Origin of the sequence: Butyricicoccus porcorum (assembly GCF_051246315.1) — a bacterium.
GTDB classification, from domain to species: domain Bacteria; phylum Bacillota; class Clostridia; order Oscillospirales; family Butyricicoccaceae; genus Butyricicoccus_A; species Butyricicoccus_A porcorum.
Genome location: NZ_CP178353.1, coordinates 1,009,577 through 1,028,792 on the forward strand (window position 1 = coordinate 1,009,577; position 19,216 = coordinate 1,028,792).

A 19,216-nucleotide genomic window follows, 5' to 3' on the forward strand; every position below is an offset into this window, starting at 1 on the left:
CCGATAGCGGCTGTCCTCCCATATGGTTTTCGCTAAGAAGCAATCGCCTTATGTGAGAAGTCAGGCGGTTGCTTCTCTTTTATCTGGTGATTAGAATGACCAGATTGATGATAGATACAATGAGTGTGCAAAGCTGAAATAATTCAGAATATGTAACATGTCTCATATCATCCACCCCCGATCTGCAAAAGATTTGGGGGCAGAGAATGTCCCCAGAGGAATTCTGTGGGGACAGCCGCCACCGTTAAGGTATGTCTCATGGCTATCATATCAGAACCGACAGAAACCGTCAATCAAAGGAGTTCAAATACATGCATTATCTGGATCATGCGGCGACGACCGCCGTGCTGCCGGAGGCTGCGGAAATTGCCTGCAAGGTGATGACTGAGCAGTTCGGCAATCCGTCAAGCGTACATAAAATGGGCATTGAAGCATCCGGCATTTTGGAACATGCGCGCAAACAGGTCGCCGCAATTCTGAACGCTGACCCGTCAGAGATTACGTTTACCTCCTGCGGCACGGAGGCAACCAATACTGCAATCTTCGGTGCCTGCCGCCGGAAGGGGCGGGGAAAGCATATCATTACGACTGCTATTGAGCATTCTGCGACGTTGAACACCGTCAGACGTCTGGAGCAGGAGGGCTTCGAGGTGACATACCTCCAGCCGGATGCCGATGGGCATATTTCTGTCGATGACCTGCGCGCCGCCATTCGGCCGGATACCGTGCTGCTGACCTGCATGCTGGCGAACAATGAGGTCGGCACATTGCTGCCGGTGAAGGAATTCGGCAAAATCCTGAAGAAAAAAGCGCCAAATGCGCTGTTTCACATCGATGCGGTGCAGGGACTGGCGCGCGTGCCGATCAAGCCGAAGCTGTGGAATGCGGATTTCATCAGCGTCAGCGGGCATAAAATCGGCGCGCCCAAGGGGATCGGCGCACTGTATATTAAAAAGGGCGTGCGCATTCAGCCGCTGATGCTCGGCGGCGGACAGGAACGCGGCATGCGTCCGGGAACAGAAGCGCTGCCCAATATCGCAGCATTCGGAGAGGCCTGCCGCCTGCGTCTGGCGCAGATGGATGAAAATGATGCAAAGGTTGCAGCACTTTGTGCACAGCTCAAAGCAGGGATTGCGGCGCGGTTTCCGTGGGCGGTATATAACGGAAAAAGCGATATCCCGCATGTGGTCAATCTCTCGTTCCCGGGCTGTAAGAGCGAGGTGCTGCTGCGCGTACTCGAGATGCATGATGTCTATGTTTCGTCCGGTTCGGCATGTGCTAAGGGCAAGGCAAGCCATGTGCTCGCCGCGATGAAGCTGGATCACGCGCGTATCGACAGCGCGCTGCGCATCAGCTTTGCGCCGTCCAATACACCGGAGGATGTCGAAGCGCTGCTGAACGCACTGGAAGAGGGCACAAAACGGCTGAGACGGGAATAAACTATGGCTTTCGAGCGTGCATCTGTCTGATGGGATGGGTGCACGCTTTTTTTGCGCAAAGTAATCTATATATAGTAACGAACGAGCGGGGCGATTTGGGACACTTTTTAAAAAACGGATAAAAAATTTTTAAGGAAAGTTTTGTATATTATATCTGTTTATAAATTTTAGGGAAAAATCTATAATTAGGGTATAAGAAAAACTAGGCGCTATCTGAAAACCAAGAAAATAACGAATATTTCGCAAAGGCGAGATTGGTTCAAGTCAAAAGCACGCTGAAATTCTTTCGGATTTCAAGTGTTTTTAACGGAGAAGCAGTCCGTATTTGTAGAAAAAGTCAAAATTTTTAACTTTTTCAGATACGCCCTATCCCTTTTTCAAAACAATAAAAATTGCAGAAGTCGTGAGGGATATCTGCCGGCTTCTCCCGGGCCCGGTGTACAGAGGAGAGGATTTCCGTGAAAGCGAATAGGCAACGCTCTTTTAACTGGACAACGTGGGGCATTATTTTGATATTTTCCCCGATAGTTTGTTACCTTTTGTTGATTTACCTGAAAGATTTTATCCGCATCACCCCAGTTGCAGGTTTTCTGGCTCCGCTGCTGCTCTATCAGTCATCTGTTGTCTGTCTGGTCATTGGCGCTCTGCGTAGCAATCCGATTCGGCGGAATGGCTGCCTGCGGGCAGCAGGCTTTGTACTGATTGACATTGCAGTTTCTTTTGTTTGGTTTGCCCTGTGGAATCCACAGGCGACGTGGGTCTTTCCGATCCCGCTTTCGGTCATCGCAGTTGTCCTGCTTGCGGCGATCCTCCTGTGCTTTGTGTTTTCCACTCCACCGGGGCGGAAATAAACAGAATCGCGCGGCGCACACTGGTACGGTGTGCGCTTTTTCTTGAAAACCTGCACGCGCTGTGCTAAGATAGCAGATGAATCATCGGAAAATCTATCACTTGAATGAGGTTTTGCATATGAAAGAAGTTTTGCTGTTAAAGCTCGGCGAGGTCGTGCTCAAGGGTCTGAACCGCCGCCGGTTTGAAAGCCGTCTGATTGCCAACCTGCGCCGCCGTCTGGAGAAGGTCGGCAAGTGCAGCGTGTACACCATGCAGTCGACCATTTATGTCGAGCCTGCGGATGGCGTGGACATGGACGAGGTGCTCGAGGCGGTGCACAATGTGTTTGGCATTGTCGCCATCTGCCGTGCGGCCGTATGTGAAAAGGATATGGACGCCATCTGGGAGACCGTCAACACCTATCTCGCGGATGAGCTGGAGAGCGCAGAGCGCTTCAAGGTCGAAGCAAAGCGCTCGGATAAAAAATTCCCGCTCAATTCGATTCAGATTTGCCAGAAAATCGGCGGCGATCTGGATGACAAATATGACAACCTGATTCCGGACATGCACAATCCCAACCTGCGCGTGACAATTGAAATCCGCGACAAGGCGGCGTATGTTCATGCCGGAAAAATGCCCGGCCCGGGCGGCATGCCGGTGGGTACGAACGGCAAGGCGGCACTGCTGCTGTCCGGCGGCATCGACTCGCCGGTCGCGGGCTATATGATGGCGAAGCGCGGACTGGAGCTGTGTGCCGTGCATTTCTTCAGCTATCCGTATACCTCTGAGCGTGCAAAAGAAAAAGTGATGGAGCTGGCGGAGCAGCTGACGCATTACGCGGGTCGCATGGAGGTCTTTGTTGTCCCGTTCACGGAGATTCAGGAAGCCATCCGCGACAACTGCCCGGAAGATATGTTCACGCTGATTATGCGTCGGTTTATGATGCGCCTTGCGGAAAAGGTCGCATTGGAGCATGAAGCGGGTGCACTGATTACCGGTGAAAGCCTGGGACAGGTCGCTTCGCAGACGATGGAGGCGATGAATGTCACGGGCGCGGTCTGCTCCATTCCGGTCTTCCGTCCGGTTATCGGCATGGATAAAGAAGAAATCGTACAGATTTCCCGCAAAATCGGCACATTTGAGACGTCAATTCTGCCGTATGAGGACTGCTGTACGGTATTCACACCGAAGCATCCGCTGACCCGCCCCAAGAAGTTCAAGGTCGAGGAAGCGGAGCGCGCACTGGATGTCAATGCGCTGGTGGAACGTGCACTGGCAAACGTGGAGAGCGTCGTGCTGTAAAAACAGAATAAAATTTGTATCAGATGACGAGATAAAATCAGAAGCACACATATTCGCTTAGCAGATATGTGTGCTTTTTTGTGTAGAGCAATACTTCCTTAATGTTATATGTCCGAAAGTTGTAGAAAATGGACAGTTTACTTGTGAGAAAAATATTTTTCAAAATTGTATATATTTCATGTTGATAGATGTTCATGACCGTGTTATAATTGAGAACACAATTAACAATGAATAAATCATAGAGACTTATTATGATAAATGGAGGTGAAACTATATTTAAAAATGGAAGACATGCAAACATTTAATTGAACGAGAGGTGAGGATTATGTTGAAAAAATTTTTATCGTTTGTTCTTTGTGGAGCGATTAGTATGACAATGTATGCTCCTGCATTAGCTATTGACGGAAAGGAGGAAATTGTAGGCAAAAACTCTGATGATATTGTCCAAAGTTTTTGTGTAGATAATATAGAATATGTGGAAGAACGAACGGATGATGGAATATTTATGCTGTCATCATATGTGAACGGTAATCTTTACGATAGAGTAACCATTCAGATGGGCGAAGATGAAATGCTCTACGAAAAATTTGTAACAGATGAACAGAATGACGAAGAGAATTGCAGTTTGGATTCTGAGTCAGAAATGAGGGAAATCTATAAAATTTCTGATATTATCATTCCGAGTAATGCAGTAACAGGCAGCGCTCGTGCAGGATATACACCGAAGAAAGGTTCGCTGGGAAGCGTTCGGTATAAAACGACAGGTACAAGTGGAACTGTTTATCGGACTCTTTCATTTACATCTAGTTTGGTAGGTACGACTTCTGGTTCTTTTGACGTAAACAAAGGGGCAGGAACTGCGTGGACAGTTATTTTTTCTGCGATTTGCGCAGGTTTTTCTTATGGGATAGGAGTAACAATGGCAAAAGCTATAGCAGTAGCGGTTGCTGGAAATATTGTTGGAACTGTGACTTCGTCAGCGTTTGTAACTTCTATCAATGGCACTTGTTATGAATATAATGTTACAGCCAAGACAACAGATGGCAGGAGCGATACACATGGCGGAGAGACTTATTATGGTAAAATTAAAAAGAATGGAGTTTGGAAGAGCGGGCAAACGGTTTATGCAAATTATTATCCAGAATTTATCTCCCGAAAGGATAACTCTGTTGCCTCTTGGTTTTATCAGGATTTTTGGGTTGATTCGTCGTTTAGCGTAGTTTGGTAATTGGAAGAGGATAATGAAGCATCGAACAAAACGCCTACAGCCATTTGTCGTGCAGCTGGGATGCATCGGTTTCCTGCTCGCCATTGTGTCTGTGCTGGTTGATGTTCTATGGTCACAGAACAATCTTGCCGCCTTTGACGCAGATGAAATTGAGCGCGGGGTTCCGGCTTTTTTGACAGAATGCATGCGTGACGGCGAAGAGACTTTTGTCGGAGAGCAGGCGGAGGAAATCACCTGCCGTGTCGTCCTATTGGAGGAGGATGCAGCATTGGTAGAGGTCACCGCGAAACAAGATGGGGAAGCACTTATTTCGCGTCGCGCATTGCACAGACAGGCGTTTACCGGCAAGTACCAGCTGGCATACCGATCGATTGAAGACCGGGAGCTGCACATGGATGTGTACCCGGAGGGTGGGATAGGATACACCGGGTCGACCTTTGCCCGGCATTATCGGTATACCGTCGCTTCGGATACCAATACCATCGTGGCGCGGAATCACGGCTGGACTGCGCGGATAGTACAGCTTGTATGCCTATGGGTGTTCTGCATCGGGATATGGCTGCTGTACCGCAGGAGACAAAAACAGAAATAATAGCAGAGCGTGCATATGGGAAAGCCATGTGCACGCTTTTTCTTGTGCTTGCAGAAGCGCTGTGCTAAGATAAAAATATAGCAATTATTTGAAAACGATAGGAAAACGCATAAATCGACAGGACACGCGGCGCAGGGGCGGTACAATCATGCCGTGCGCCGCAGATGTTTTGTTTGCCGATAGGAGGGAATGTTTGGAATGAAAGCGGAAATCATTGCCGTGGGAACTGAGATTCTGCTGGGCGATATTGTGAACACGGACGCACAGGTCATTTCGCTGGGCTTGGATGAGCTGGGGATTGATGTCTATTACCAGACGGTGGTCGGGGACAATCCGGAGCGTCTGCGTGGTGTATTGGAGATTGCGCGGGAGAGGTCTGACCTCATTATCACGACAGGCGGTCTGGGGCCGACGCTGGATGATCTGACGCGCGAGACCATTGCGGATGCATTTGGGAAAGAGCTCGTGCTGCACCAGCCGTCATTGCGCCGCATCACGGCGTTTTTTGACCGCATCGGGCGTGAGATGACGCCGAACAACATCAAGCAGGCCATGCTGCCCGCGGGCTGCACCGTATTGCCGAACGACTGGGGCACGGCACCGGGCTGCGCGTTTGAGGCGGACGGGGTACATGTGCTGATGCTGCCCGGCCCTCCGCGCGAGTGTACACCGATGTTCCGCACGGCAGGCATGGCATATCTGGCCAGATTGGCGGGCGGTGTGATTGTGTCACACAACATCCATATTTTTGGCATGGGTGAGTCGCAGATGGAGGATCAGCTGCACGACCTGATGGAGGCGGGACGCAATCCGACACTTGCTCCCTATGCGAAGGACGGCGAATGTCTGGTGCGCGTGACGGCAAAGGCAGAATCTGCCGAAAAAGCAGAACAGCTGCTTGCCCCGGCCGTGCAGCAGGTGTGCGACCGGCTCGGCGATGTGGTATATGGCGTTGATGTGGGCAGTCTGGAGCAGGCGGCGGCCAGAGAGCTGACCGCACGCGGACTGACCCTTTCTGTCGCAGAGAGCTGCACAGGGGGGCTGCTGTCCAAACGCATCACCGATGTTGCGGGTGCATCGAAATTTTACAAGGGCGGCGCCTGCACGTACTGCAATGAGATCAAGAGGAAAATCCTCGGTGTCAGCAAAGAAACACTGGACAGATATACGGCAGTGTCTGTGCAGACGGCGGAGGAAATGGCGCGCGGCATCGCGCAGGTGTATGGCACGGATATCGGCATCGGCATTACAGGCTATGCCGGGCCGGACGGCGGTGAGGATGGCACACCGGTTGGAACCATTCATATTGGTATATGTTTCCAGGGAAAAGCGCAGGTGCGCACCATTTGCTCTCCGCGCGGCAGGGAAAATGCGCGCCGCGACGCCGCAAACCATGCACTTGACATGATCCTGCGGGCAGCGAAAAAGGGAGCGAATGGCTGAGGAAAATTGGCTTCGTGAAATTCGTGTAAAAATCAACATTTTTTCTGGACTTGTTCGGACGGATGTTGTATAATATTCCTACAAATGAGAAAAGTTTTTCGTGCTCTGTGTACGGATAAAACAAAAATTCCCGAAAAAGCAGTGGCTTTTTCGGTATTTCTCATGTTCAGCCGGTTTTCTGGGGGAGAGGAGATGACGCCGATGGAGAAGGAACGCCTTGCGCCTTCCGACAGAGAGCATCTGCGACGTTTTCACGACGGGACAGAGTTCCGCGCCTGGGATTGGTTTGGCGCACATATTGAAAAGCGCGGGGACTGTGAGGGTACGGTCTTCCGCCTGTGGGCGCCGCATGCCGCCGACGTGTCTGTCATCTGTGAGGGAAACGGATGGCTGCGCGATCTCGCGCCCATGACGCGGACGGAGGAAGACCCGTCCGTCTGGACATGCTTCCTGCCGGAAGCAAGCCGGTTTGAAAGTTACAAATACAGCATCCGCACGCCGGAGGGTCAGGTGTTTGACAAGTCCGACCCGTTTGCGTTCCATGCGGAGACCCGGCCGCACACCGCCTCCAAGGTGTACGACCTAAAGGGCTACGAATGGCACGACCGCGAGTGGATGCGGCGGAAAAGGCCTGACAGCGCGCCCATGAACATCTATGAGGTGCATTTCGGTTCGTGGCAGGTGCGGGAGGACAGTTCGTTTTATTCCTATCGGGAAATGGCGGACAGGCTCATTCCATATGTCTGCGACATGGGATATACCCATCTCGAGCTGCTGCCGCTGATGGAACACCCGTTTGACGGTTCCTGGGGCTATCAGGCACTTGGATGGTTCGCGGCAACCAGCCGGTACGGCACGCCGCACGACCTGATGTACTTCATCGACCGGTGCCATCAGGCAGGTCTCGGCGTCATTCTCGACTGGACGGCGGCGGGATTCCCGGGCGATGCACACGGCATGCTGTGCTTTGACGGCGCACCGTGCTATGAATGCGCCCCGCCGGATGACGAGATGCCGTTCGGTATGCGGCGGTTTGATTTCAGCCGGGGCGAGGTCGTATCGTTTTTGCTGTCGTCCGCCATGTTCTGGCTCTCCGAATTCCATGCGGACGGCCTGCGCGTCAGCTCGGTACAGCCGATGCTGTTCCTCGACTACGAGCGCGGGGACGGACAGTGGACAGCCAACCGGTACGGCGAAAATGTCAACCTTGAGGGCGCGGCATTCCTGCGCACGCTGACCGACAGCGTAAAGGAGCAGTATCCGCACGCGATGCTGATTGCGAGCAGCACCGGCCTGTGGCCTTCGGTCACCAAGCCGACCACGCTCGGCGGTCTGGGCTTCGCGCGCATGTGGCATGACGACTGGGTGCGTCAGCTGCTGGAGCACACCGAGGGACTGCCTGATGGCGAGGAGGCGTTCTCCGACTGGCTGACCGTCTCGCTGATGAACAGCATGGGAGAGCATTACGTTCTGCCGCTGTCGCACGATGCGGTGTCACATGGCGACGGCTCACTGCTGGCACGCATGCCCGGCGGATACAACGAAAAGTTCGCGCGCCTGCGCACGCTGTACGGCTTTGTGATGGCACATCCGGGCGAAAAGCTGCTGTTTATGGGCGGCGAATTCGCACAGTTTACCGAGTGGGCATGCCACCACGGGCTGGACTGGATGCTGCTGGATTATGAGACACACCGGCAGATGCGCGAATATGTGCGGGGGCTCAATCTGTTCTACAAAAGCAGTCCCGCGCTGTGGGAGTGGAACGGAAGCACCGATGCCTTCCACTGGCTCGACCGGGGCGATGTTCGGCCCGGACTGCTCGCCTTTGCGCGCTGCGGCCCGGCGGGAGAGCAGCTTCTGGCAGTGGTCAATTTCACCGGACAGCGCATTTCCGGCTATTCGCTCCGAATGGATGCGCCGGGCGCATGGGAGGAAGTCTTTTCCTCTGAATGCGTGTGCTACGGCGGCGACGGTCGAACCGGCGGCGTGCGGCGCACCGCGCAGTCCGCAGACGGAAAACACCGTCTGACCATACCGATTCCGGCACACAGCGTGCAGTTCTTTGAACCTGTGTCCGGATAACCTATTTTTTTCAGAAGGCATTGTCCACAGGGACATTGTTTTCATACACAAGTGAATACACAAGAGAAGTCAAGAGAAATAAGTTTAGTTTGGAGAGGGGAGCCTTTCCTTAATCTAACGAAAGATTGGAGCAGAAAGAATGTCTAGGAAAAAAGAATGCGTTGCAATGCTGCTGGCCGGCGGCCGTGGCAGCAGATTGTATGTACTGACCCAGGACGTAGCGAAGCCGGCAGTGCCGTTTGGCGGCAAATACCGTATCATCGACTTCCCGCTGTCCAACTGTGTCAATTCCGGCATCGACACCGTCGGTGTTCTGACGCAGTATGAGCCGCATGTCCTGAACGTGTATCTGGCAAACGGCCAGACTTGGGATCTTGACCGCCTGAATGGCGGCGTCTATGCCCTGCCTCCGTATGAGGGCGGCAAGGGCTCGGAGTGGTACAAGGGTACTGCAAACGCGATCTATCAGAACATCAGCTTTATCGATGAATATGATCCGGAATATGTCCTGATCCTGTCCGGCGACCATATCTATAAGATGGACTATGACAAGATGCTCGACCAGCACAAGGAAAAGAATGCGGCGGCTACCATCGCAGTTCTCAATGTCACGCTGGAGGAAGCAAAGCGCTTCGGCATCATGAACTGCAACCCGGACGGTTCGATCTATGAATTCGAGGAAAAGCCGGCTCAGCCGAAGAGCACCCTCGCATCCATGGGTATCTACATCTTTACCTGGTCCAAGCTGCGCAAGTACCTCATCGAGGACGAGAACAATCCGGAATCTTCCAACGATTTCGGCAAGAACATCATCCCGGCTATGCTGGCGCGCGGTGAAAACCTCCAGACCTACCGCTTCGACGGCTACTGGAAGGATGTCGGAACCATCGAGTCTCTGTGGGAGGCAAATATGGATCTGCTGTCGCCAGATTCCGGCCTGAACCTCGACGACGAGAACTGGCGCATTTACGGCCGTACCACCGGTGCTCCTCCGCACTTCACCGGCCGCAATGCAGACGTCAAGCATTCGCTCGTCAGCGAGGGCTGTGAGGTAGAAGGCCATGTCAACAATTCTGTCCTGTTCCCGAACGTCACGGTTGAGGAAGGCGCGAACATCGAGTATTCCATCATTATGCCGGGCGCAACGGTTGAAAAGGGTGCAACTGTCAAGTATTCCATTGTAGCAGAGGACGCTCATATCTGCGCAGGCGCCACGGTCGGCAACGCTCCGAGCGAAGTCGAGGCAGACCAGTGGGGCGTTGCGGTTATCGCTTCCAAGACCGTCGTCGGCAAGAAGGCTGTCGTTGCGGCGAAGCAGATGATCGCGGAAAATATTCCGGACGTAGAATGAGGTGGAAATAAATGAAAAACACACTTGGTATTATCATTGGTTTTGATAACAACAACGATCTGCGCGAGCTGACGGAGCACCGCCCGGTGGCATCGGTTCCGTTCGGCGGCCGCTATCGTGTCGTAGATTTTATGCTGTCCAACTTTGTCAACTCCGGCTGCTACAACGTCGGCGTTGTCATGAGAGATAAGTATCAGTCCCTGATGGATCATCTGGGCTCCGGCAAGGATTGGGATCTGTCCCGCAAGCGCGGCGGCATGATGCTGTTCCCGCCGAATGCATTCGCACCGAAGTCTTCCCCGCTGGTAACCGAGAACTATCACACCTCTCTGGAGGCACTCGGCTCCATCAGCGACATGCTTCAGAAGAGCAAGTGCGAGCATGTTGTCATCTCGAATGCCGACATCGTTGCAAACATCCCGCTGGATGAGGCAATGCGCGAGCACAAGAAGACCGGCGCTGACATGACCATCGTCTGCACCAAGGACTCCGAGGGCGGCCCGCTGGATATGTTTGTCAACCTTTCGCCCCGCCATGAGGTCAACGACATCCGCAACGGCGACAACATGGGCGGCAAGTGCAAGTACAAGGGTCTGGGCATCTATATCATGAAGCGCAAGTACCTCATCAATCTGCTGTCCGATTGTGTCACCCATAACCTGACCTCCTTCGAGCGCGATGCGATGCAGCATGTATTCAATCGCGGCGATGCGATTCAGGGCTATGTATTCGACAAGTATGTTGCGAAGATTGAAGACGTCAAGAGCTACTTCTCCGCTTCGATGGACATGCTGGACAAGGATATCCGCGATCAGGTCTTCCTGAAGAGCCGTCCGATCCTGACCAAGATTCACGATTCCGCACCGACCTATTACGGTGAAGATGCCGTTGTCAGCGACAGCCTGATTGCTGACGGCTCCCGCATTGAGGGCACGGTTGAAAATTCCATTATCTTCCGTGGCTGCAAGATTGCCAAGGGCGCAGTTGTCAAGGATTCCATCATCATGCAGAGCGGCGTTATCTCCGAAGGTGTTGAGCTGTCCTATGTCGTCACCGACAAGGGCGTTACCATCCGTGAGGATCGCAAGATGATGGGTCATGCAACCTATCCGATTGCTATCGCAAAGAACACGATTGTATAAGAGATATTATATTCCGAAACGATTCAAGGACGAATCATAAATCCGGAATCAGCCGGGAGGACGGATTGCCTGCAATTCGCTCTCCCGGTTTTCTTTTAGGCGGAATCGGAGACCCGGCAATGCGGTTCCCGATCTGCCATGGATTCAGAGCATCTTTTCCGCCCCGGCGCGCAGTCCGCAGCGGAAAAAAGTATGGAGGGGTTCCCAATGAAGGTTTTATATGTCAGCAGTGAATGCGCGCCGTTTATCAAGACCGGCGGTTTGGGCGATGTCGCAGGCTCCCTGCCGAAGGCACTCGCTGCGAAGGGTGCAGAGGTTGCGGTTGTTTGCCCGTTGTACAGCAAGATCAGCCATGACTGGCGCAGCAAGATGACGTTTGTCAAGAGCATGTATGTGCAGCTCGCCTGGCGCAACCAGTACTGCGGCATTTTTGTCTATGAGGCGGACGGTGTTAAGTACTATTTCCTCGACAATGAATATTATTTTGCACGCAATCAGGTATACGGCGAGTATGACGATGCAGAGCGCTTTGCGTTCTTCTCCCGTGCAGTGCTCGAGATGCTGCCAGCCATCAATTTCCGTCCGGATGTCATCAACTGCAACGACTGGCAGTCCGCGCTGGTACCGGTTTATTATAACCTGAATTACAATTATCGTCCGTGGTATGAGGGCATCAAAACGGTGTTCACCATCCACAACATCCAATTCCAGGGACAGTATGGCCGTGAGATTCTGTCCTATGTTCTGGGCATCGACGATTATCACTTTGACAACGGCTTCATGCAGCAGGACGGTGACGTCAACCTGATGAAGGCAGCCATTGTCTGTGCAGACCGTGTCACCACGGTTTCCTCGACCTATGCGGGCGAAATTCAGACTCCGTTCTATGGGTTCCATCTGGACGCAGTCCTGCGCTGGAATCAGGGCAAGGTATGCGGCATTGTCAACGGCATTGATACCGATTCGTTCAATCCGGAGACCGACCCGCATCTGTTCAAGAATTATACGGTCGACACGCTGGAGGACAAGAAGGTCAACCGCAGACAGCTGCTTGAAATGTGCGGCTTGCAGGCGGATGACGATACCGTTGTCATCGGTATGGTTGGCCGTCTGACCAGCCAGAAGGGTCTCGATCTGGTACAGTGCGTACTGTCTGATATTCTGGAGCAGGATGTCCGCATGATTGTATTGGGAACCGGCGATTACGAATATGAGCAGATGTTTATCAATGCCAAGTGGCAGTACCCGGACAAGATTTCCACGAATATTATGTTCTCCGCAGATCTGGCGAACAAGATTTACGCGGGCTGTGATCTGTTCCTGATGCCGTCGCTGTTCGAGCCGTGTGGCTTGGCGCAGATGATTGCAATGCGCTATGGCACGCTGCCGCTTGTGCGTGAGACCGGCGGTCTGAAGGACACGGTCAAGCCGTATAATCAGTACACCGGCGAGGGCACCGGCTTCTCGTTCACCAATTACAACGCGCATGAGATGCTGGGTGTCATCGGAAAGGCCTGCTACTTGTTCCGCCATAACAAGGAAGCATGGAAGGCAATGCAGGTCAAGGGCATGACTTCGGACTTCAGCTGGGATCATTCCGCACAGGATTATATGAATGTCTACGAAGATACTGTAAAGAACTGGTAATTTCCTTTTCTTTTGGGAAAAAGAAAAGGAAACAAAAGAAAACCCATGTGGTGCGCTCCCGCGCACAGCGAGGGCGAAAATCAGCAGGGTGTACAATTTCACAATCGACAGGGTTCGGCATGCGCCAAACCCTGTTTTTGCATCCGGACACAGTCAAAGGATGTGGGCTGTATCTGCAAAAAGTCTGCGCGGGCACCGGAAATCACACAATCCGGTTTGACAAAGCGCACGGTTGATTTTATACTAAAAAGGAATGAAATATATCCGTGCGTGCGGCGATTTTTGGCCGCCTTTCAACGAAAGGAGTTTCTCATGGATTTTACAGAAAAGAAAGTGAAGAGCGATTATAAATTTCACGGAAAAATTATGTCTGTCCGCGTCGATGATGCACTGCTGCCAAATGGCAAGCCGTGCAAGCGCGAGGTATGTGAACATGTCGGCGGTGTCGGCATCCTGCCGATTGATGAAAACCGCATCGTAACGCTGGTACGGCAATACCGCTATCCGTATGAAACTACAACGCTGGAAATCCCGGCGGGCAAGATGGATCAGGGCCCGGAGGAAGCACTGGAATGCGGCCGCCGGGAGCTGGCGGAGGAAACCGGCCTGCGTGCAGGACAGATGATCCCGATGGGTGAGCTTTGGCCGTCCCCCGGCTTTATGACCGAGCGCCTGCACCTGTACTGCGCAAAGGATCTGACGCAGGGCGAAACCCACCCGGATGACGATGAGTTTGTCGAAATTGTGCGCATGCCGTTCGATGAGCTGTGCCAGCGCATTGCGTCGGGCGAAATCCATGACGCAAAGACGGTCGCGGCAATCGGCAAAGCACTGATTATGGGTCTCTGACCCGGCGGGGCGGCACCGGGGAAGTGCAGCCCTGCGAAAGGAGAACGGAATGCGGAAAACGCTGAAAAGAAAATTGACAGGCAGTATGCTGCTGACCGTCGCCGCCGCGCTGGTGATTGTCTCCGTCTGCCTGCTTTTGGGGGTGGTGCGGTACAGTGCTGCACAGTTTTCGCACGAGATCGCAGAGGTGTTTACCACCGATGTGCTGACGGAAATGAATGCGGCGGCAACCGGCTCTGCCGAGAGCGCCGCGGCAGCCGTGGGACAGGCGATAGACGCGAATGCCGGTGTGCTGCGCATCGGCGCGGGACGCGAATACAGTGTCTGGGATGCTGAAACAGGCGATTGGATTGGCGGCTCGCAGGAAAATGCCGCTGTGACGGATAACATCGTTGCGGCGATGAACGGCGAGGTGGGGCAGTCCATCCCGCTGCTCGCGTCGCGCATGGATATTGCCATCCCGATAAACGGTGATGTCATGCTCGTTGTGGATATTATGGACGACGGCAGCAGCATGCGCACGCTGCTTTGGAATATCCTGCTGCTGCTGCTCGCGGCGTGTGTTCTCAGTCTGGTTGCCTGTCTGGTGCTCAGCCATACGCTGGCGGGCGCCTTTGCCGCGTCTGCGGTAGAGACGGCACGCGGGATTCGGGAGCATGCAAACGACAGCAGCCGGCCTGCGGGCGACTGGGAAGCAATGGCGTTGGCACTGTACCAGCCCGGCTCGTCAAAGCGCCGCAGGAAGGCGGAAATGGTCGATATGCTGGATGCCGTTATGCCGTATCTGCGCGAGGGATATCTGAGATTTACAGCAGAGGACGGGATCATTACAGAGATCAACACCGTGGCGGAGCATCTGCTTGGCGTGACAATGGACACGAAAAACGGGCTGGCGTTTGCGGACGCCTTTCCGGGCGTGCCTATGCCGGATGAAACCCAGAGCATGGTGCATGGGCAGTTTACGCGCGCCGGACGCCGTCTGGATGTCGTCTTTACCGCGCTGGGTGACGGCACGTTTGCAGCTGTGCTGCGCCCGGTAGACAGGGAGCGTGCCCTATGATCCGGCGCGGACTTCGGAACGCAGTGCGCCGCATGCGCGGTGCACTGCACGCGCATCATGTGGGATTACAGCGCATCGTGCTGGTGCTGCTCGCGACGGGCGTGCTGGTGCAGGCAGGTGCGCTGTGGGCCTGTGTGCTGACGCGCGACAGCATCCCATGGGACAGCCTGCGCACGCGGCTGTCCACCTCCGCACACAGCGGACGGGATACCGACAACAGCGCCTGTGCGCTGCCGGTACGCTTTGCCGCGCGCGGAACAGACGGCCTATATGGAATTCAGTACAACACAGAGGGCCTGAAAACGGCATATGAACAGACAGCGGATGTGTGGGCGCAGGCGTATGAACACGCGGGAGAGCCGGTCATAGCGGCTTCCGCACAGTATCGCGCTGCGCTGCACGGACAGCTGCTGATGATGGAATACAACGGGAGCATCCCGCTGCACATTGCGGCGGGATGGCTCGGCAGTGAAGTAAATGGCGCACTGGCGGACAGTACGCTGGGCACAGCGGCGCTTTGCCTCGGTGAGGATGGATACACACTCTGGCTGCGCGACAGCGAAAGCGGCACGCTGCTGTGTGCACAGACAACGGTTGATGACAGCCTGTTTGCCGCGGCACTCGGCCGGTTCGAGTCGAATGACTGCGCGCTCGCAGCCGATCAGGAAGACTCCGTGGTTTCTCCCGATCTGCTGTATTTCCCGGGCGGTGAGACCTTTGATGTTATGTCGTTCCAGCCGTACAGCGGCGGAGACGGCATGGAGGAGCTGCTGACGGCGTTCGGGTTGGACGCACAGGTTGCGCTCGAACACGCCTACGGCACGGATGGCGTGATGGTTTATGTCTCCGGCGGCAGTACGGTGCGCATGGCGGAGGATGGTTCGATGCGGTATGACGGCACGGGTGTGCGCCTGCCCGTCACGCGCGGGCATGACCGCCTGATGCAGTGCATACAGACCGGCTATGAACTGACCGGCGCGGCGTTGGAAGCGATTGACTGCGGCGCGTCGCCTGCCTTGATTAAGGCGTACACTGACCCGGATTCCGGACGATATATCGTGGTCTATGGCATGCAGATCGGCGGTGTTCCGGTGGACAATGCCATCACGGGCTATTTTGCGCGCTATGAATTTGAAGGCGACGCGATGGTGCACGCAAATCTTGCGCTGCGCACCTGTCAGTCGACCGGGGAAACGGTTGCAGTTATGCCGGAAAGGCAGGCGGCAGCATCCCTGTCGTCCGCGCAGGACGCCGTGCTCAGCCTGCGGTATATCGACCAGGCGGTCGGTACCAACAGCTCATGGGAGCAGCTGTACGACGATGCAACAGATGATCTCTGGAATGCAGAGGACGAACAGACGGACGGCTGGCAGGATACCCCGGCCGGTGAGGACGGCTGGAACGATGTGCCTGCGGGCGACCAGACCGGTGACGGGCTGGGAACGGCATGGTATGATACGACAGGCACGCCTGTGTCGCCGCAGTGGTATGTGCTGCGTTATGGCGACGCGGATGATCTGCCTGATTTCGGGCCGACCCTCTCACCGGAGGAAATCGTTGTGGTACAAGCGGATTTTGACCGCATGATTCAGGGAGGCGGTGCAGCATGAAACAGTTCCATCTGTCGAAGATGAACCGCCTCAAACGAAGACAGGAGCAGACACGGGTGCCCGTATGGAGCCGCGTCCGAACGACGTGTATCGCCATCCTGCTGGTGTGCAATGTGGTGCTGCTGGCGGTGCTGGGCTGCGTGAAGGGCTATGATGCATATCTGTCGCACCGGACGCGCACGCATATGGACGCGATGCTCGCGGAACGCGGCATCCTGTGCGGCTCCAGTGTGTACCATGTGCTGGATGACTGTCCGGAGGTATACACGATGTATGCGGACAGCGCAGTACAGGAGGCGCTGGCGCGCGCACTGCTGACCGGAACGGTCACCTCCGGTGCGGAAAAGGGCAACACCATGGTGTGGACAGGCGAAAACGGTTCGGTCAGCTGGGCGTCGTCGGGAGAACTGGACGCGCAGGTCGGGCTGTACAGTGAGCCGGAGCCCGCCAGCGCGGAACAGGCACAGAAGCTGCTGCGCCGCGTGCTCGCGAAGGCGGGCATTGACGTTCCGGAAAAATGGATGGAGAGCACACCGCTCGGGGAAGGCTCCGGTAACAACGGCTATTCGATCACCATCCGGCAGGAGCTGGAGGGCACACAGCTGCTCGGCTGCGGGTTGACGGCGGTGCTGGAGCCGGGCAATGAGCTGACACTCACCGGGATCTGGTGCACCGGAGACCCGCAGCGCATGAATGTGCGCGCACTTGAGACCTATTCGGCGGAGCAGGCGCTGTTCCAGCTGCTCGGGTCAGATATATCGTTTGCCCAGATCATCAGCGCACAGCCGGTTTATGTGCTGTCAGACAAGAGCGGCGGGCGGTTTACAACCGTTCCGTGCTGGCGGTTTTCGACGGAAAACGGCGATTATGTGCTCAATATCCTGACAGGCGACGTCGTCGCATCGGCGGACATTGACGCGGGCAGCACGGACACCACAGAGCCGGTCAATTGGGATGACGTCGATTATGACGACGGAATTATCGACGATGGACAGCAAAGTACGGATACCGGCGCAACCGGAACGGACTCGCTTCCCGAAACCACCGAAACGGTCGGCACCGGTGCGGACGCCGACAGCGATTTGGATATTTCCTGGGATGAACGGGAGTGATTTTATGTGTCAGGGTTTGTGCATCCGTACCAAATCACATTTGCCTAGGACTGGAAAACTGGCGGCAAGGGCGAAAATCCGCCGACCGGGAAAAATCGTTTGCGTTCTGCGCACAGTTGTGATAACATAATAAACATGTATATTGGACGGGTTTACCCGTTTTGCAGCAGAGAAGTGCTGGAAACGACCGTTCAGCCTGATGTGTATTTGTATTTAAGGAGAAGGTTTCGTTGGAGAAATATATCATCCACGGAGGTCACCCGCTGGAAGGCGAGGTCACCATCAGCGGCGCGAAAAATGCGGCGGTTGCGATTGTGCCCGCAGCGCTGATGGTCGATGGACCGTGTATCATTGAAAATGTACCGAATATTGTAGATGTCATGCTGCAATTCGAGATTCTGGAAAAGATGGGCGTCAACATCGAGCAGCTCGATGCGACCACCTTCCGCACGGAAAACACTGGTGTCAACCTCGAAAGCGAGGAGACCTTTGAGCATATGACCAAGCTGCGCGCGTCGTATTATTTCATCGGCGCGGAGCTGGGACGCTATGGCCGCGCCCGTGTGGCGATGCCGGGCGGCTGCAACTTTGGCGGAATTCGCCCGGTTGACCAGCATGTCAAGGGCTTTGAAAAGCTCAACAGCTTTGTCCGTGTGGAGAGCGAGGGCTTTATTTCTGCCATTGCGCCGGAAGGTCTGGTCGGAAATCATATTTATTTCGATGTTGTCACCGTCGGCGCAACGATGAACGTCATGCTGGCGGCAGTCTTTGCCAAGGGACAGACTGTCATGGAAAATGTCGCCAAGGAGCCGCATATTGTCGATCTGGCGAACTTCCTCAACCAGATGGGTGCGGATATCAAGGGCGCCGGCACGGATAAAATTATTGTAAATGGCGTTGAGCGCCTGCATGGCGGCACGTATTCCATCATCCCGGATCAGATTGAGGCGGGTACATATATGGCGGCTGTTGCGGCGTGCGGCGGCGATGTGCTCATTAAGAATGTCATCCCGAAGCATCTGGAATGCATCAGCAGCAAGCTGGAAGACATGGGCGTGAAAATCGATATGTATGACGATTCTGTCCGCGTCAGACGCACGGGTCCGCTGCGCCATACCAATCTCAAGACCCTGCCGTATCCGGGCTTTCCGACCGACATGCAGCCGCAGATGGCGGCAGTCATGTGTCTGGCGGACGGTTCGAGCCATGTCACCGAGGGCGTGTGGGCAAACCGCTTCCGTTATACGGAGGAAATGATTAAGATGGGCGCGCACATCAATGTGTTCAAGGAGACGGCAGTCATCGACGGCGTGCCCGACCTGAACGGTACGGATGTTGTTGCGCATGACCTGCGCGCAGGCGCGGCGATGGTCATCGCAGGTCTTGCGGCACACGGCACGACGACGGTTTCACAGATCGGTTATGTCGAGCGCGGCTATGAAGACCTGGTCGGCAAGCTGCGCGGCATCGGCGGCGAGATTGAGCGCGTCGAGGATTGATAACACACGATTCACCAGAGGGGACTGCA

At 54.7% G+C, this 19,216-nt stretch carries 15 protein-coding genes; all 15 read left to right on the forward strand.

Annotated elements, in window-relative coordinates:
- Positions 1–311: 311 nt before the first annotated feature.
- The gene (locus ACLM7Z_RS04910; RefSeq protein ID WP_087019237.1) at positions 312–1,439 is read left to right on the forward strand and encodes a cysteine desulfurase family protein; all 1,128 of its coding nucleotides are present in this window, start codon (positions 312–314) and stop codon (positions 1,437–1,439) included.
- Positions 1,440–1,981: 542 nt separating this feature from the next.
- Positions 1,982–2,290: a hypothetical protein gene (locus tag ACLM7Z_RS04915; protein ID WP_435645640.1), complete on the forward strand. Its 309-nt coding sequence runs from the start codon at positions 1,982–1,984 to the stop codon at positions 2,288–2,290.
- Between the two features lie 118 nt (positions 2,291–2,408).
- On the forward strand, positions 2,409–3,572 hold the full coding sequence (thiI, locus tag ACLM7Z_RS04920; protein WP_087019231.1) for a tRNA uracil 4-sulfurtransferase ThiI: 1,164 nt from the start codon (positions 2,409–2,411) through the stop codon (positions 3,570–3,572).
- 325 nt (positions 3,573–3,897) lie between these two features.
- Positions 3,898–4,800 carry a hypothetical protein gene (locus ACLM7Z_RS04925; protein ID WP_087019227.1) on the forward strand — a complete coding sequence of 301 codons (903 nt, stop codon included), beginning with the start codon at positions 3,898–3,900 and terminating at the stop codon, positions 4,798–4,800.
- A gap of 13 nt (positions 4,801–4,813) precedes the next feature.
- On the forward strand, positions 4,814–5,392 hold the full coding sequence (locus ACLM7Z_RS04930) for a hypothetical protein (protein WP_087019224.1): 579 nt from the start codon (positions 4,814–4,816) through the stop codon (positions 5,390–5,392).
- Positions 5,393–5,590: 198 nt separating this feature from the next.
- Positions 5,591–6,835, forward strand: coding sequence for a competence/damage-inducible protein A (locus ACLM7Z_RS04935; protein ID WP_435645641.1), 1,245 nt, complete (start codon positions 5,591–5,593; stop codon positions 6,833–6,835).
- Between the two features lie 201 nt (positions 6,836–7,036).
- A complete protein-coding gene (gene glgB, locus ACLM7Z_RS04940) occupies positions 7,037–8,917 on the forward strand; it encodes a 1,4-alpha-glucan branching protein GlgB (protein ID WP_435645642.1) in 1,881 nt (626 codons plus the stop codon).
- Positions 8,918–9,056: 139 nt separating this feature from the next.
- A complete protein-coding gene (locus tag ACLM7Z_RS04945) occupies positions 9,057–10,268 on the forward strand; it encodes a glucose-1-phosphate adenylyltransferase (protein ID WP_087019215.1) in 1,212 nt (403 codons plus the stop codon).
- An 11-nt stretch (positions 10,269–10,279) separates the two neighbouring features.
- Positions 10,280–11,410, forward strand: a complete 1,131-nt coding sequence (gene glgD / locus ACLM7Z_RS04950) for a glucose-1-phosphate adenylyltransferase subunit GlgD (protein WP_087019212.1) — start codon at positions 10,280–10,282, stop codon at positions 11,408–11,410.
- 207 nt (positions 11,411–11,617) lie between these two features.
- Positions 11,618–13,057, forward strand: a complete 1,440-nt coding sequence (gene glgA / locus ACLM7Z_RS04955) for a glycogen synthase GlgA (RefSeq protein ID WP_087019210.1) — start codon at positions 11,618–11,620, stop codon at positions 13,055–13,057.
- Positions 13,058–13,369: 312 nt separating this feature from the next.
- A complete protein-coding gene (locus ACLM7Z_RS04960) occupies positions 13,370–13,906 on the forward strand; it encodes an NUDIX hydrolase (protein WP_087019207.1) in 537 nt (178 codons plus the stop codon).
- Between the two features lie 49 nt (positions 13,907–13,955).
- On the forward strand, positions 13,956–14,966 hold the full coding sequence (locus ACLM7Z_RS04965; protein WP_435645643.1) for a hypothetical protein: 1,011 nt from the start codon (positions 13,956–13,958) through the stop codon (positions 14,964–14,966).
- Positions 14,963–16,576: a hypothetical protein gene (locus ACLM7Z_RS04970; RefSeq protein WP_087019201.1), complete on the forward strand. Its 1,614-nt coding sequence runs from the start codon at positions 14,963–14,965 to the stop codon at positions 16,574–16,576. Before ACLM7Z_RS04965 ends, ACLM7Z_RS04970 begins: the two co-directional genes overlap by 4 nt.
- The gene (locus ACLM7Z_RS04975) at positions 16,573–17,688 is read left to right on the forward strand and encodes a hypothetical protein (RefSeq protein ID WP_435645644.1); all 1,116 of its coding nucleotides are present in this window, start codon (positions 16,573–16,575) and stop codon (positions 17,686–17,688) included. The genes ACLM7Z_RS04970 and ACLM7Z_RS04975 overlap by 4 nt, the downstream gene beginning before the upstream one ends.
- Positions 17,689–17,918: 230 nt before the next feature.
- Positions 17,919–19,187, forward strand: coding sequence for a UDP-N-acetylglucosamine 1-carboxyvinyltransferase (murA, locus tag ACLM7Z_RS04980; RefSeq protein ID WP_087019196.1), 1,269 nt, complete (start codon positions 17,919–17,921; stop codon positions 19,185–19,187).
- Positions 19,188–19,216: the final 29 nt, after the last annotated feature.